The sequence below is a fragment of the Azonexus sp. genome (assembly GCF_036170495.1).
Taxonomy (GTDB): Bacteria; Pseudomonadota; Gammaproteobacteria; order Burkholderiales; family Rhodocyclaceae; genus Azonexus.
Genome location: NZ_JAVHPH010000017.1, coordinates 39449 through 53954 on the forward strand (window position 1 = coordinate 39449; position 14506 = coordinate 53954).

Below are 14506 nucleotides of genomic sequence, written 5' to 3' on the forward strand. Positions count from 1 at the left end.
CACCCTCGCCTCGGCCTTCAACGCCCCGGCCAACCCGGCCGATGCGGTCAACCGGATAATTCCCGGAAAACGCACATTGGTCATTCTCAACACCGACGCCAGCGAAGCGGTCGCGCCGACGCCGGATTTGCCGGACAGCCACCTTGCCATCCAGGCCGCCCCGGGCCGTCGCCCGGTGCTGGTCGGCGATTTCACCTTAAAAGGCAACGCCAGCACCCGGCTCAGCCTGGGCGGCCTGCTGCTCGACGGCGCCCTGAATCTGCAAGGCGCGTTGCACGCCGTCACGCTACGCCATTGCAGCCTGGTTCCGAACAAGGGCGGCATCGCCCACACGGGCACCGGCACCGATCTCAGCCTGAGTCTTTACCGCTGCCTGAGCGGCCCGCTGCGCAGCAACCGGCCGCTCGCCGCCGTCGTGCTGCGCGCCTGCCTGATCGATGGCGAAGGCGGCAACCTCGCGCTCGATGTCGACGACAGCCCGCTCAGCGTCATCGCCAGCACCCTGCTCGGCACGACCGCGGCCGGCCGGCTGGAGGCCAGCAACAGCCTGTTCGACGGGCTGGTCAGCATCGCCCGCCGCCAGGAAGGCTGCGTCCGTTACAGTTATCTGCCACCAAAATCGGTCACCCCACGCCGCCATCGCTGCCAGCCCGATCTGGTCATGACCGATCTGCCCGCCGCCGATGCCGCCCGCGAAGCAATGCGGGTGACGCCCGCCTTCACCAGCACCCGCTTCGACACGCCGGCCTACGGCCAACTGACGCGAAGCACCGCTCCAGAAATCCGCACCGGCGCCGACAACGGCGCCGAAATGGGCGTCTGGAACCTGCTCCAGCAACCGCAGCGCGAAGCCAATCTGGCGCTGGCGCTCGATGAATACCTGCGTTTCGGCCTCGAAGCGGCCGCGATTTTCGTCAATTAGCCCTATTCGACATACCCAGACAAAAACCGGGAGAGACACAATGAAAGCCGACCTCAGCCGCGCCACCTTCGACCAGGCCAGACGCTACCGCAGCGTGCGGATGCAGCAGGGCCGCGTGCAGCTCGACGCCGATTTCAACGAGCAGCAGGACATCCTCAACCATCGCATCGAGATCGAGACGCGCGACAGCCTCGGCCCGGTCGCCGTGCCGATCGACAACCCGGGCTTTGGCCTGACGCCGGCCGGGACCGATCTGAGCATCTCGGCCGGGCGCCTCTACGTCGATGGCCTGCTCTGCGAAAACCCTGCCGCCACCACCGTCGCCAACCAGCCCGATCTGCCCGACACCGCCTCGCCGGTCCTGCCGGCCGGTGCTTCGCTGCTGCCGCTGCCGCCGGTTGGCGTTACGGCGGCGAGCATCACCGGCGTCGTCGTCTTCAACGCCGGCAACGCGGTGGCGCCGGCCGACGGCACCTACCTGGCCTATCTCGAAGCCTGGCAACGTCACCTCAGCCCACTCGACCTGCCGGTGGACGACACCAGCATGCGCGAAGTGGCGCTCGGCGGCCCCGATACCTGCACGCGTGAGAAAACCGTCTGGCAGGTCAAGCTGCTGCGCGCCGGCGAACTCGATGCGCCGCTCACCTGCCTGTCGAATATTGCCGCCTGGAACACGTTGACCGCAGCCCCCGACGGTCGTCTCGCTGCCCGGGCCGAAGCCAGCATCCCGCCCAAAACGCCCTGCCAGTTGCCGCCGGAAGCCGGCTACCGCTTGCTCGAAAACCATCTCTACCGCGTCGAGATTCACGATGACGCCAGCGTCACCGGCAAGGCCCGCTACAAATGGTCGCGCGACAACGGCAGCCTAACCAGCCGCGTCGTCCGCTGGCTCAACGACCCGATCGCCAACGAATTCGAGGTCGCCAGCATCGGCCGCGACGACGTGCTGGCCATCACCGCCGGTAGCTGGGTCGAGTTTGTCGACGACACGCATGAACTGCTCGGCCAGCCCGGCCCGCTCGTGCCGGTCATCCGCACCGAAGGCAATGTCGTCACCGTCGACCTGACCAAGCTGATCGGCCACGCGCTGGACCAGGCGATGTTCCCGCGCAATCCACGCGTCCGGCGCTGGGACGGCGTCGCCGAGATCAGCCCCTCGGCCATCAACTCGGCTACCGGCTGGGAGGAACTGGCGCAGGACGGCATCGAACTCAAGTTCGCACCCGGCAGCTACCGGATCGGCGACTACTGGCTGATTCCGGCCCGCACTGCCACGGCGGCCATCGAGTGGCCGCAGGAAAACAACAAGCCGGCCTTTCTCTCGCCGGCCGGTGTTTTGCGCGCCTTCGCCCGGCTCGCCCTGCTCGAATTCAAGGCCGGCGTCTGGATTCTGAAGTCGGACTGCCGCCCGCTCTTCCCCAGCCTAACCGAGCTGACCCAACTCCATTACGTCGGCGGCGACGGTCAGAGCATCAAGACCAATCCGGCCGACACGCCGGCCCAGGTTGCGCTGCCCAGTCCGCTCCAGGTCGGCGTCGCCAACGGCCAGTTCCCGGTGGTCGGGGCGCGGGTGCGCTTTACGGCAAGCGATGGATTGCTGCCCAACGGCACAAAAATTCAGGAGGTCGATACGCTGGCTGACGGCATTGCCAGCATCGCCTGGGCGCTCGATTCCGATCCGGCCAAACCCGTTCAGCACGCTATCGCCGAGTTGCTGGTCGCCGGCCAGGTGGTAGCCGGGCGTTATCTGCCGGTGCATTTCAGCGCCCAGCTGGCCCTGGCCAGCGGCGTCGCCTACGACCCGACGGCTTGCCCCGACCTGGTCGCTGCCGAGGCCTACACCGTGCAGCTCGCCATCGACACGCTGTGCAAGCGCCCTCAGGGTGGCGGCGGTTGCTGCGTCACGGTCGGGCTGGCTGGCGAATACGAGAATCTCGATGTCGCCCTGCGCGCGCTGATCAACGAAGGCCGCCGCGACATCTGCATTTGCCTGCTGCCCGGCAGCCACAGCCTGGCCGACGGCCTGAGCCTGACCGGAACACCGCGTCACCACATCAGCATCCACGGCGCCGGCCCGGCCAGCCGCCTGATCCTCAAGCAGGAAGTGTTCAAATTCGACACCTTCGGTTCGCTGCATTTGCAGGACTTCACGCTGGCCAACTCTGGCGAGCCGAGCAGTTTCAGCTTCCTCAAATGCCAGGAGGTCGAATTCAGCCATGTCGATTTCCTGGGCCGATCGGCCACCGGCAGCAGCCTGCTGCAAATCGCCGGCAGCTCGCGTTTGTTGATCGAAGACTGCACCATTTTTGCCATTGCCCCCGACAACAACGAGAAACTGGACTTCATTGCCCAGCGCGTTCCCAGCCTGGCGCCGCACCGGAATGCCTTCCGCGCCACTGCCACGCTTGATGGCAACCTGAACGAGGCGGCCGAAGCCATCGCCGCCCTCAGCGCGGCAGACCGCAAGAAAATGGTAGCCGAGATCAGCACCTTCCTGCGCAGCAACGACCTGGTCAACCTGAGCAGCCGCGAACAGATCAGCCTCAACAACCTGAGCGTCGTCGTCGGCCGGAATTCAACGGCGGCCGCCCTGAACAAGGCGCTCGATCAACTTGCCAACGCCTTGCGCGCCGGCACCCCGGCCTTTGCGCTGGCGCTCGACGATACCGACGATGCCAGCCTGATCAACAACCGGGTGCGTGGCCGCATCACGCTGTTCGGCGAATCCGACGAATTACCCGATGTCACCGCTGATCAACTCAAACGCCTGAGCGCCGCCCTCAAGGCGGGGGCTGTGACCTTCGATGACAGCGGCAGCCTGGTTCTCGAACGAAACGCGCTCCAGGGCGTACGGATCAGCGGCAAGGCGCTGGCCAAGGTGATCGAGACGGCCCAGGGCACCCTGCCCGTCTGGCACAACCTCCAGGTCACCAACAATCGCATCGACAGCGAGGAAGACCTCTATCCGGGCTTCAACTGCGCCTTCAATGGCAATACGCTGGAACCACAAGGCGATGTCGGTGCCCTGCTGGCCAGCCAGGCCAAGGTCATCGGCAATTTCGCCCACAACGATTTCAGGCTGTTTGTCGCCGGCGCCAATCCCGAGAGTTTCGGTAACGGCGGCTTGAATGTGGTGCCAATTTAAGGATTTTTCACAAAGGCCAGCCTGGATGGACTGGCCATTCACCTCCGGTGGCAGGGCGCCCCGGCAAAAACTTGACGACCATGCCGGTGCTTACCGGCGGTAACCATGGTGGTAGCCATGATGATGACCGGGGCCAACCGGCACGAAGACCGGGAAGCAGCCGCTGAGGGTGATCGCAACAAGCAAGCCGGCAATAATCTTTTTCATCACTTCTCTCCTTCGGTGGGGTAGTAAGTGAATAACGCCTGAGGTGCGCCGAGAACCGACGTCGTTTTGTTACGACTTGTAAGCGCCGAGGCCAAGGCCTCCGACCTGCATTTCAATTTTGGGCATTTTTTCCGGTTGACCGTGGAAGTCACCCGGCCAAGCCAATTCAGCCGGCGCTGCCCTGACCACCAGCCCCGCAAGCGTGGCAGAAACGCGCGAAGGCACTCTTGCGCTCCTGGCAGCGACCGCAATGGTCGAACAGGCAGATGCCGCAATGCGGGCAGTAGTCGATGGCGGTGTTGGTCAGATCGACCGGCCGCTCACAGCCCGGGCAGACTTTCTTGGCCAACCGGGCGAGCGCCGTGTCGTAGCTGAGTTCCTTGCGGCGCTCGACATCGGGCAGCGCCTCGGCCTGTTTCTGTTTTTCGAGGTAGCGATTCAGCGCGACGATGGCGTAGCGGCCGACCAGCACAGTGATGACGATGCCGACCGCGTAGCGCACATAGCCGCCGTAACTCGGCAGGTAGGGCACGAGCTCGACGAAGAAGGCGAACAGCGCGAAATAGATGAAGCCCCAGACGAACGGCCACCAGGTGCTCTGGCGCTTTTTGGCAAACAGCCAGCCGGCGACGGCGAGCAGCGGCAGGGTTAGCGCCAAACGGTAGGCAAAAACGCGCAATTCCTGATCGCGGTAGGCCACGGCGAGCTTGCCCGAGGCCTCCCGCTCCAACTCGCGCAGAGCGCGCTGGGCTCGTTCTTCGGCTTGACGGGCATCGAGCAGGCCCTGTTGCTGGCGCTCGACATCAGCCAGCGCCTTGCGTTCGAGAATCTTGAGCTCATCAAGCGCCTGCGTGCGTTCGATCAGTTCGGCGTCCTGCTCCGGGCGCTTGGTGGCGTGGCGCGTCGCCAGCCAGTTGTTGAAAGTGTCGCGTGCCGCCGCCGAGTTGGCGCGGGCGCCGTTGTGTTTGAGCTGGGCCTGATCGTGGGCATCCTGCGCCACCTGACGTTTTTCCTGCATCGCCTTGAGTTCGGCGCGTAGCGGCGCGGCCGCCGGCTGATCGATGAAATCGTCGAGCGTGACGCGATGCTCGACCTTGGGCAGGTTCTCGACAATTGTCCCGCCCAGCCCGATCAGGAAGCTGGCGAAAACGAAGGCGACGATCCACAACCCGAAACGAAACCACTTTTCCGATAAACGCAACGCCTTGCTCATGCCTGAACTCGCTTGAACTTCCCGCGAATCGCCGAAAATGCCAGCATGCCGAGCAAGGCGATGGCGCCGGCAACAACCCCGACCACGGCATCAAGCGACAGCGAAACAACACCGCGCATCATCCCGGCCGTCTCTGCCACCCGCTCAATGCCGTGATGAACCGGCGGCATGCCGTGCGACAGGATGCCGCCACCGACCAGGAACATCGCTGCCGTACCAACGATGGTGAGCAGTTTCATGAGTTTCGGCGCGGCCAGCAACAGGCTCTTGCCAACGATCTTGATGCCCCCGCGCCCCTTGAGCAGTAGCCAGGCGCCAACGTCATCCATTTTCACAATGGCGCCGACGATGCCATAAACACCGAAGGTCATGATCAGCCCGATGCCGGCCAGCACCGTCAGTTGGGTGGTGAATGGCTGGCTGGCGACAGTGCCCAGGGCGATGACGATAATTTCGGCCGACAGCACGAAATCGGTACGGATGGCGCCCTTGATCTTTTCCGCCTCGAAGGCCGCCAGATCGACCGTTTCATCGGCCACCGCGGCCAGTTCATCGGCATGCTGCGCGGCATCTTCGGCCGCGCTGTGCAGCCACGGGTGGGCCAGCTTTTCGACCCCTTCGAGGCACAGGTAGATGCCGCCGACCATGAGCAAGGGCGTCACTGCCCACGGGATCAAGGCGCTGATCGCCAGCGCCGCCGGAACGAGGATCGCCTTGTTTTTCAGCGAACCGACACAAACCGCCCAGACCACCGGCAACTCGCGCTCGGCGGCAACGCCGGCGACCTGCTGGGCATTGAGCGCCAGGTCGTCACCGAGGACGCCGGCCGTTTTCTTGGCGGCCACCTTGGTCAGTAAAGCCACGTCATCGAGGATCGTCGCGATGTCGTCGATCAGGACAAGCAGGCTGGCCCCGGCCATCAGGATCGCCGCCCCGAAAAAGTGTCCAGCGAAAACGCGCGTATCCACGACGCGCGGCGATCAAAAATCGAACGGCGATCAGTCAGCACGACGCCGGCACCGGTGTGATACGGCGGCGGCGCGATGAGTGTGCAACGTCGGCGATCGGCCCGGCGTCTCTGCAGTGCGGCTTCGGACATCTTGTTTTCCATGAAAAACGCCCCGGCAAAACCGGAGGGGAAGGCCATTATGCCATGAGGCATAAGCCGCGCGCTCGCCCGGAAAACGGCTAGAATCCTGCCCGCAGCAACGCCTACGGTCGACCGTCTTTTTTAGCCAAATTCAAAGCGCATGTCTGAATACTCCGCCTCCTCCATCCGTGTCCTGAAAGACCTGGAACCCGTCAAGGAACGCCCCGGGATGTACACCCGGACGACCTGCCCGACCCACATCATTCAGGAAGTCATCGACAACGCGGCCGACGAGGCACTGGCCGGCTACGCCAAGCGGATTGCGGTGACCATCCGCACCGATGGCGTCATCGAGGTTAGCGACAACGGCCGCGGCATCCCGGTCGAAATCCACCCGGAAGAAGGCCGGCCGGCAGTCGAGCTGGTGTTCTGCAAACTGCACGCTGGCGGCAAGTTCAACAAAACCGAAGCGGGCAACGCCTACCGCTTCTCGGGCGGCCTGCACGGCGTCGGCGTCTCGGTAACCAATGCGTTGTCCACGCGGCTCGAAGTCGAGATCAAGCGCGGCGGCGGCATTCACCACATCGCCTTCGGTGCCGGCTTCGTGACCGAACCGCTCTCCCGCCTCGGCGACTGCGGCCAGCGCAATACGGGTACAACGGTGCGTATCTCGCCCGATCCGAAATATTTCGATTCACCGAAAATCAATCTGGCCCAACTCGAGCACCTGCTGCGCTCAAAAGCGGTGCTCATGCCCAATGTAACGGTCGAACTGGACATCGAAGGCCAGGACAAGAAAACCTGGTGCTACCAGAACGGCATGGCCGATTACCTCAACGAAATGATGGTCGGCACGCCGGTGGCGCCGATTTTCGTCGGTGAGAAAACCGTTGAAACGGCCAACGGTTTCGCCGTCGGCGAAGGCGCCACCTTTGCCATGGCCTGGTTCGAGGAAGGTGGCGGCAAGCCGGAAAGCTACGTCAACCTGATCCCGACCCTCGACGGTGGCACCCACGAGGCCGGCCTCAAGGCGGGCGTATTCGAGGCGATCAAGACTTTCGCCGACCACCACGCCATCCTGCCGGCCAAGGTGAAGCTGGCGCAGGAAGACGTGTGCGGCCGGATGACCTATTTGCTGTCGGCCAAGGTGCTCGACCCGCAGTTCCAGGGCCAGACCAAGGAAAAGCTGACCAGCCGCGACGCCTACAAGCTGGTGTCGCAGATGGTGCGCGACCCGTTCGAGCTATGGCTGAACAGCCACGCCGAGTACGGCAAGAAGATCGCCGAGCTGGCGGTCAAGGCGGCGCAGAACCGCATGAAATCGACGCAGAAGGTCGAGAAGAAGAAGTCTTCTGGCATCGCCACGCTGCCCGGCAAGCTGACCGATTGCGAATCGGACGACATCGCCCGCAACGAGGTCTTCCTGGTCGAGGGCGACTCGGCCGGCGGCTCGGCCAAACAGGGCCGCGACAAGGAAACCCAGGCCGTGCTGCCGCTGCGCGGCAAGGTGTTGAACACCTGGGAAGTCGACCGCGACCAGTTGTTCAAGAACAACGAAGTCCATGACATTTCCGTGGCCGTCGGTGTCGATCCGCACGGCATCGAGCAGATCGACAGCGTCGACATCTCCGGCCTGCGCTACGGCCGGATCATCGTCATGTCCGATGCCGACGTCGATGGCTCGCACATCCAGGTGCTGCTGTTTACGCTCTTCCTCAAGCACTTCCCGGCCCTCGTCGAGCGCGGCCACATCCACGTCGCCCAGCCGCCGCTCTTCCGCGTCGATGTCGAAGCCCGCGGCCATACGCGCAAGGTCTATTGCCTGGACGAAGCGGAGAAGGAACAGACGCTGACCAAGCTGCGCGACGAAGGCGTCCCGGAAAACAAGATCACCGTCTCCCGCTTCAAGGGCCTCGGCGAAATGAACCCGGACCAGCTCTGGGAAACCACGCTCTGCCCTGATACCCGTCGCCTCGTCCCCTTCCAGGCCGACCGCGAAACCATCAAACAAATGACCGCCACCTTCACGCTGCTCATGGGCAAGGGCGAAGCGGCCGGTCGCCGGGCCTGGATGGAGAAGGATGGCGGGCTGGTCGAGGCCGACGTCTGACACGGGCCATGAAGCCGCAAGTTTTTGCCCTGCTCTTGTGCGCTTCCCTGCCTCTGGCCGCCCACAGCCAGTCGCTCGAGGACTGCCGGCGCATCGCCGACCCGGCTGACCGCCTGACCTGCTACGACGCGCTGACGACAGCAGAAACTGCCGAGCAGCAAGCAGCAGCGGCAGCCAAGTCTCCCGAAACACCGGCTACAGCCGACCTGAAAGAGCCGGCTACCAGCGACGCCCTGCTCGGCGCTGCCTGGGAACTCGACCCCGACAAGCGCGGCCATATCCTGCGCATACGTCCCTACAAGCCGGTGTATATCCTGCCCGGCTTTCATACCAGCCGCACCAACCCTTTCCCCGCCTCACCCTCGGCCGGGCACACCAGCACCACCGACACCGGGCAGGCCAGCGACGAAGCGAAATTGCAGATCAGCCTCAAGACGAAGCTGGTCGAAGACTTGTTCGGCAACAACGGCGACCTCTGGTTCGGCTACACCCAGTCGTCGCGCTGGCAGGTGTATTCAGCCGGCACCTCGCGCCCCTTCAGGGAAACCAACCACGAACCGGAAGTCATGCTGATCTGGCGCACCGATTACACGCTCGGCGGCTGGCGCGGCCGTTACCTGTCGCTCGGCGTCAACCATCAGTCGAACGGTCGCTCTCTCCCGCTATTGCGTAGCTGGAACCGCGTCATCGCCGGTATTGCCCTGGAAAAAGGAGACTGGACGGCAACGCTCCGCCCGTGGTGGCGTATACCGGAAGCCGGCGAACACGACGACAATCCGGACATTTCCAACTATCTCGGCCGGGCCGACCTGCAAATCGTCCGGATCTGGGGCAAACAGCAGTTGTCCCTGCTCCTGCGCCACAGCCTGCAAGGCGGCGGCAACAGCCACGGCGCCCTGCAGATCGATTACGCCTTCCCGCTATCGGGCAGCCTGCGCGGCCATCTGCAATGGTTCTCCGGCTACGGCGAAAGCATGATCGACTACAACCACCGCGCCAATTACTACGGCGTCGGCGTGTCCTTGCTCGAATGGTATTGATCGGCCGGGTCAGGCGCCCTCTTCAAATCCTGTTCAGGAGCAACTCATGCTGAAAACAGTGAAAACCTTCATCGCAGTCGCCATCGCCATTGCCCTGGCTTTTTCCCTCAACCCCCCAGCCGAAAAACACCGCGACAAGATCAAGACCGCCATCGCCGAGCGGAGCCAGATCGCGCGCGTTCTCGGTATTGGCCACCTGACCTCCTTTGTCTCGCAATACCATTCGCTGGGCGTTGGCTCCTACACCACGGTCAATGACAAGATCACCTCGATCGGGGCATTTGGCATGGTGTTCGTGCTGGATTGAACCAGCAACAAAATGCCGTCTTCCCGACCATGCCTCTTGCCGCTGTCCGCAACCGGCAAATATCTGCCAGAATTCGTCCCTCGAACAACCACCACCCTCATCCCGCCATGACCTATAAAGTCTTTGTCGACGGCCAGGAAGGCACGACCGGCCTGCAGATCAACGAATATCTCGCCCAGCGCAGCGATGTCACGGTCCTCAAGATCGACGCCGACAAACGCAAGGATCTGGCCGAACGCAAACGGCTGATCAACGCCTCCGACGTCACCTTCCTCTGTCTGCCCGACGAGGCGGCCAAGGAGTCGGTCTCCTTGGTCGATAACCCGAACACCTGCGTCATCGACGCCTCGACGGCGCATCGCGTCAATCCGGCGTGGACCTTCGGCCTGCCCGAACTTGCCCCGGAACAACGCGCCAAAATCCGCGCCAGCAAACGCATCGCCAATCCCGGCTGCCATGCCAGCGCCTTCATCCTGGCGCTGCGCCCGCTCGTCGCCGCCGGCCTGCTGCCGGCCGCCACGCAAATTGCTGCCAACTCGATTACCGGCTATTCCGGCGGTGGCAAGGCGATGATCGCGCACTACCAAAGCCCGGCCCGCATCGATGCGCCGCGCCCCTACGGCCTGACGCTGGCCCACAAGCACCTGCCGGAAATGCAGGCGTATACCGGGTTGACCGTAGCGCCCATCTTCCTGCCCATCGTTGGGCCTTTCTACAAAGGCCTGGCCGTTACCGCCTTCATTCACCCGCAGCAATTGACGCGGGCAGCGACCCCGGCCGAGGTGCAGAAGATCATCGCCGACTACTACGCCGGCGAGCCCTTCATCCGTGTCCTGCCGGTCGATCTCGAGGCGACCACCGACGGTGGCTTCTACAACGTCGAAGCCAACAACGATACCAATCGCGTTGACATCGCCGTCTTCGGCAACGCCGAGCGGATGCTGGTCATGGCTCGTCTCGACAACCTTGGCAAGGGCGCCTCGGGCGCCGCCGTGCAGGCCATGAACGTGCATCTCGGCGTTGAGGAAAGCCGCGGGCTGGTCTGAACAACGCCCCGATGTCCACCGCGCTCCCGGCCCGCTGCTGCCTGCTGCTTGCCTTGCTGATCACGGGTTGGCCGGCCGCCGGCCAGTCGATCCTGCTCGACCCGAATACGGCGACGTACGGCAACCCCTGGGTGACGCCGCCGCTAAAAAGCACAGGTGACATCGACTCCAAGGTACTCGTCACGCCGACTGCCCTGCCGGCCCAGGGCGAATTCGAGGCGCTGGGCGCGCTCTACGTTCAGGCACGCTGGCCGGGGAGCACAAGCAAGGCGAGAAAACTGCTGGCCGAGCAGGCCAGGAGCATGGGCGCCAACGTCGTCGTCGAAGCGCGGCTCTGGCAGGGCCTGGCTTTTCCCGCCGTGGTCGCCCCGCAAGGCAGCGGCATCGCCGTGCTGGTCAGGGATCGCGAGCTACGCCAAAGCCTGGCCGGTTCAGGCAGCGCCTGGGAATGACGATGCCTATCGTGCGCGGCGACCGGATCGTCATTGACTTTCCGAACGCCGAAGCGACCGCGGCCGATCAGGTCCAGTTTCAGCGAGGCGGGCGCGTCGCCTCGGTGTAATCCCGGGCGTACTGGGAACTGGCCAGATCGAGCACCTGGGCAATCCGTTCGCTGCTGGTCGCCACGTTTTGAACCGCCGTCCCGTCACCCCGCCCGGCCATGCCCAGGCGGCTGATCGCGCTGTCGAAAAATATCCATTGATTTCTGGCCAGGCCGATGGCGTCGCGGCTGGCCGAGGTGTTATCGCGCGCCGTATCAAGCTCCAGCAGGCCACTTGAAAACTCCTTGCGCGCCTGCTCGATGTCGACGATCACCCCCTGCGAATGATTGCCGCCCTGGGCCTGCAGGTAGAGCCGGGCCAGGCGCTGGGAGAGCATGTTGAGGCGAGAGGAGAGGTCAAGCAGGCGACCAACGGGCGCTTCGCCCTCAGCTTCAATCAACATGCTTAATTTGCCCGTGTGGATCATCAATTCATCGGCCAGTTGATTGATCCGCTCACGACTGGCCGGGCCGGGCGCCAGCTTCAAGGCAGCGCGCATTTCCTGCCAAAGCGACTCGCAACGCGACAGCACGCGCCGAACGTTCGCTTGCCTGGAAGAGCCGCCAAGGCGGTTGAATTCGGCATCCACCTCAGTCGCCGAGGCCGTGATCTGCTGCATGGCTTGCGCCGCGTTCAAGCCCATGCCGGCCTGCTGGTAAAGCTTGGCCAGACGCTGCGACTGCATGCGCAGGCGACCGGCGCTGACGATGTCGCCAGCCACCTGCCCGACCGCGCCGTCTTTTACGCTGTCCTTCCCGGCCGCCAAGGCCCCCTGCGACAGAGTCAGGGAGGAACAGGCGACGACCACGAGCAGCGCGCGAACGGTTTGGCAAACGACTTGGAATGGGCGCATCTGGAAACAGTGTTGAGCAGGAAAGGGCGGGCATTGGAACACGCCCACATTTCACTCCCTTTACAAGCGCGCCGCTTCCCCTATCATTCGCCCCACCATGACTGCCGTCTCCCCCCGCATCCTGAGCATCATCCCGCCGATGACCCAGCTCAACACGCCCTACCCGGCGACCGCCTACCTGACCGGCTTCCTGCGTTCGCGCGGCTTTCAGGCCGAACAGACCGATCTGGCCCTGGCGCTGGTGCTCGAACTGCTCTCGCCGGCCGGCCTGCCGAAAATCAAGGCGGCGGCGGAAGCCATCCCCGGCAAGAAGCGTTCGAATACGATCAAGATTTTCCTCAACGAGTTCGCCCGCTACCAGGCCAGCATCGGCCCAGCGATTGCGCTGCTGCAGGGCCGCGACGGCTCGATTGCCCACCGCATCTGCACCCGCGCCTTCCTACCCGAAGGGCCGCGCTTCGCCTCGCTCGACAACTATCTCGACGAAGATGGCGGCGACCCGCTGGCCTGGGCTTTCGGCTCGCTCGGCGTACAGGACCGGGCACGGCATCTGGCGACGCTTTACCTCAACGACCTGGCCGACGTGCTGCGCGAGGCGGTCGACACCCGTTTCGAGTTCGTCCGCTACGCCGAATCGCTGGCCCAGAGCCAGGCCAGCTTCAATCCGCTGGCTACCGCGCTGGCCGCGCCGCCGACGCTGGTCGATACGACACTTCAAACTTTGGCCAAAATTCCGGTTGACCGTGGGAATCCCGATATCGTGCTCATTTCCGTGCCCTTCCCCGGCTCGGTCTATGCCGCCTTCCGCATCGCCCAGACGATCAAGGCTTACCGGCCCAACATCATCACTGTCCTCGGCGGCGGCTACGTCAATACCGAGCTGCGCGAACTGGCCGAACCCCGCGTTTTCGATTATTTCGACTATGTCATGCTCGACGATGGCGAAAAGCCGCTGCTCGCGCTATTCGAGCACCTGGCCGGAGATCGCCCGCGCCTCAACCTCGTCCGCACCTTCACCCGCGTCGATGGCGCCGTGCGCTACTTCAATGCCAGCGAGCCCGACATTCCCTTCGAAGAAGTCGGCACGCCGACCTGGGACGGCCTGCCGCTCGACCGCTACCTGTCGCTGCTCGACATGCTCAACCCCATGCACCGGCTGTGGTCCGACGGGCACTGGAACAAACTGACCGTCGCCCACGGCTGCTACTGGAAAAAATGCAGCTTCTGCGACGTCAGCCTCGACTACATCGGCCGCTACGATGCGGCCAGCGCCAAGGTGCTGGTCGACCGCATCGAGCAGATCATCGCCGAAACCGGCCACACTGGCTTTCACCTCGTCGACGAAGCTGCCCCGCCGAAAGCCCTGCGCGCCCTGGCCGAAGAGCTCCAGCGCCGCAATCTGGCCATCTCATGGTGGGGCAACATCCGCTTCGAAAAATCCTTCACGCCGGAACTCTGCCTACAACTCGCCGACAGCGGCTGCATCGCCATTTCCGGCGGCCTCGAAGTCGCCTCCGACCGCCTGCTCGAGCTCATGAAAAAAGGCGTCTCGGTCGACCAGGTCGCCCGCGTCACGCGCGCCTTCACCGACGCCGGCGTGCTCGTCCATGCTTATTTGATGTACGGCTTCCCGACGCAAACCGTGCAGGACACCGTCGATGCCCTCGAATACGTCCGCCAACTGTTCGCCGAAGGCTGCATCCAGTCCGGTTTTTTCCACCGTTTCACGTGCACCGTGCATTCGCCCGTCGGCCAGAACCCGGCCGAATACGGCATCAAGCTGCAACCGCTGCCGCCCGGCAAATTCGGCAAAAACGACGTGCATTTCATCGACCCCACCGGCGTCGATCACGACCGCCTCGGCAAGGCGCTCAACAAGGCGCTCTACAACTACATGCACGGCATTTGCCTGGACCAGGATGTGCGTAGCTGGTTCGACGAAAAAGTACCAAAATCCCGCGTCGCCCGAAACTTCATCGCCCGGGCTTTGCAGACTCCTCGTTAAGCGCCGTCGACACACTTGATCCATCC

The 14506-nt window shown here is 63.9% G+C and carries 13 protein-coding genes; 8 read left to right on the forward strand and 5 right to left on the reverse strand.

Annotated elements, in window-relative coordinates; genetic code table 11:
* Both ADADOO_RS00805 and ADADOO_RS00810 read left to right on the forward strand, forming a co-directional pair.
* Nucleotides 1-922, forward strand: a 922-nt coding sequence (locus ADADOO_RS00805) for a hypothetical protein (RefSeq protein ID WP_511274264.1), incomplete at its 5' end; no start/stop codon positions are given.
* A gap of 40 nt (nucleotides 923-962) precedes the next feature.
* Nucleotides 963-4067: a DUF6519 domain-containing protein gene (locus tag ADADOO_RS00810; protein WP_511274265.1), complete on the forward strand. Its 3105-nt coding sequence runs from the start codon at nucleotides 963-965 to the stop codon at nucleotides 4065-4067.
* Nucleotides 4068-4157: 90 nt separating this feature from the next.
* Here the strand turns inward: ADADOO_RS00810 and ADADOO_RS00815 are convergent, their stop codons facing one another.
* The 4 genes from ADADOO_RS00815 to ADADOO_RS00830 all read right to left on the reverse strand — a co-directional run bounded on the left by ADADOO_RS00815 (nucleotide 4158) and on the right by ADADOO_RS00830 (nucleotide 6634).
* Nucleotides 4158-4274, reverse strand: coding sequence for a lipoprotein (locus tag ADADOO_RS00815; RefSeq protein WP_511274266.1), 117 nt, complete (start codon nucleotides 4272-4274; stop codon nucleotides 4158-4160).
* 166 nt (nucleotides 4275-4440) lie between these two features.
* Nucleotides 4441-5487 carry a serine endopeptidase gene (locus tag ADADOO_RS00820; protein ID WP_511274267.1) on the reverse strand — a complete coding sequence of 349 codons (1047 nt, stop codon included), beginning with the start codon at nucleotides 5485-5487 and terminating at the stop codon, nucleotides 4441-4443.
* Nucleotides 5484-6407 (reverse strand): DUF808 domain-containing protein, encoded by a 924-nt coding sequence (locus tag ADADOO_RS00825; protein WP_511274268.1) that lies wholly within the window; start codon nucleotides 6405-6407, stop codon nucleotides 5484-5486. The genes ADADOO_RS00820 and ADADOO_RS00825 overlap by 4 nt, the downstream gene beginning before the upstream one ends.
* On the reverse strand, nucleotides 6407-6634 hold the full coding sequence (locus tag ADADOO_RS00830; protein WP_511274269.1) for a hypothetical protein: 228 nt from the start codon (nucleotides 6632-6634) through the stop codon (nucleotides 6407-6409). Before ADADOO_RS00830 ends, ADADOO_RS00825 begins: the two co-directional genes overlap by 1 nt.
* Before the next feature lie 103 nt (nucleotides 6635-6737).
* On the opposite strand from ADADOO_RS00830, the gene parE reads away from it, so the two are divergent.
* From parE to ADADOO_RS00855, 5 genes are all read left to right on the forward strand, one after another.
* Nucleotides 6738-8687: a DNA topoisomerase IV subunit B gene (gene parE, locus ADADOO_RS00835; protein WP_511274270.1), complete on the forward strand. Its 1950-nt coding sequence runs from the start codon at nucleotides 6738-6740 to the stop codon at nucleotides 8685-8687.
* 8 nt (nucleotides 8688-8695) lie between these two features.
* Nucleotides 8696-9727: a phospholipase A gene (locus tag ADADOO_RS00840; protein ID WP_511274271.1), complete on the forward strand. Its 1032-nt coding sequence runs from the start codon at nucleotides 8696-8698 to the stop codon at nucleotides 9725-9727.
* 46 nt (nucleotides 9728-9773) lie between these two features.
* Entirely contained in the window at nucleotides 9774-10034 is a 261-nt protein-coding gene (locus ADADOO_RS00845) for a hypothetical protein (RefSeq protein ID WP_511274272.1), read from the forward strand.
* Nucleotides 10035-10141: 107 nt separating this feature from the next.
* Entirely contained in the window at nucleotides 10142-11080 is a 939-nt protein-coding gene (gene argC, locus ADADOO_RS00850; protein ID WP_511274273.1) for an N-acetyl-gamma-glutamyl-phosphate reductase, read from the forward strand.
* Nucleotides 11081-11091: 11 nt separating this feature from the next.
* Entirely contained in the window at nucleotides 11092-11532 is a 441-nt protein-coding gene (locus tag ADADOO_RS00855; RefSeq protein WP_511274274.1) for a hypothetical protein, read from the forward strand.
* A gap of 79 nt (nucleotides 11533-11611) precedes the next feature.
* On the opposite strand, the gene ADADOO_RS00860 is transcribed toward ADADOO_RS00855, so the two are convergent.
* Nucleotides 11612-12475 (reverse strand): type IV pili methyl-accepting chemotaxis transducer N-terminal domain-containing protein, encoded by an 864-nt coding sequence (locus ADADOO_RS00860; protein WP_511274275.1) that lies wholly within the window; start codon nucleotides 12473-12475, stop codon nucleotides 11612-11614.
* Between the two features lie 97 nt (nucleotides 12476-12572).
* On the opposite strand from ADADOO_RS00860, the gene ADADOO_RS00865 reads away from it, so the two are divergent.
* On the forward strand, nucleotides 12573-14480 hold the full coding sequence (locus tag ADADOO_RS00865) for a B12-binding domain-containing radical SAM protein (protein ID WP_511274276.1): 1908 nt from the start codon (nucleotides 12573-12575) through the stop codon (nucleotides 14478-14480).
* Nucleotides 14481-14506: the final 26 nt, after the last annotated feature.

Excerpts from the sequence above, each read along its gene's own strand:
- argC (WP_511274273.1), top strand. The coding sequence starts at position 10,142 with ATGACCTATAAAGTCTTTGTCGACGGCCAGGAAGGCACGACCGGCCTG.
- ADADOO_RS00865 (WP_511274276.1), top strand. The coding sequence starts at position 12,573 with ATGACTGCCGTCTCCCCCCGCATCCTGAGCATCATCCCGCCGATGACC.
- ADADOO_RS00830 (WP_511274269.1), bottom strand. The coding sequence starts at position 6,634 with ATGGCCTTCCCCTCCGGTTTTGCCGGGGCGTTTTTCATGGAAAACAAG.
- ADADOO_RS00820 (WP_511274267.1), bottom strand. The coding sequence starts at position 5,487 with ATGAGCAAGGCGTTGCGTTTATCGGAAAAGTGGTTTCGTTTCGGGTTG.
- ADADOO_RS00845 (WP_511274272.1), top strand. The coding sequence starts at position 9,774 with ATGCTGAAAACAGTGAAAACCTTCATCGCAGTCGCCATCGCCATTGCC.
- ADADOO_RS00855 (WP_511274274.1), top strand. The coding sequence starts at position 11,092 with ATGTCCACCGCGCTCCCGGCCCGCTGCTGCCTGCTGCTTGCCTTGCTG.
- ADADOO_RS00815 (WP_511274266.1), bottom strand. The coding sequence starts at position 4,274 with ATGAAAAAGATTATTGCCGGCTTGCTTGTTGCGATCACCCTCAGCGGC.
- ADADOO_RS00840 (WP_511274271.1), top strand. The coding sequence starts at position 8,696 with ATGAAGCCGCAAGTTTTTGCCCTGCTCTTGTGCGCTTCCCTGCCTCTG.
- ADADOO_RS00810 (WP_511274265.1), top strand. The coding sequence starts at position 963 with ATGAAAGCCGACCTCAGCCGCGCCACCTTCGACCAGGCCAGACGCTAC.
- ADADOO_RS00825 (WP_511274268.1), bottom strand. The coding sequence starts at position 6,407 with ATGGCCGGGGCCAGCCTGCTTGTCCTGATCGACGACATCGCGACGATC.
- parE (WP_511274270.1), top strand. The coding sequence starts at position 6,738 with ATGTCTGAATACTCCGCCTCCTCCATCCGTGTCCTGAAAGACCTGGAA.
- ADADOO_RS00860 (WP_511274275.1), bottom strand. The coding sequence starts at position 12,475 with ATGCGCCCATTCCAAGTCGTTTGCCAAACCGTTCGCGCGCTGCTCGTG.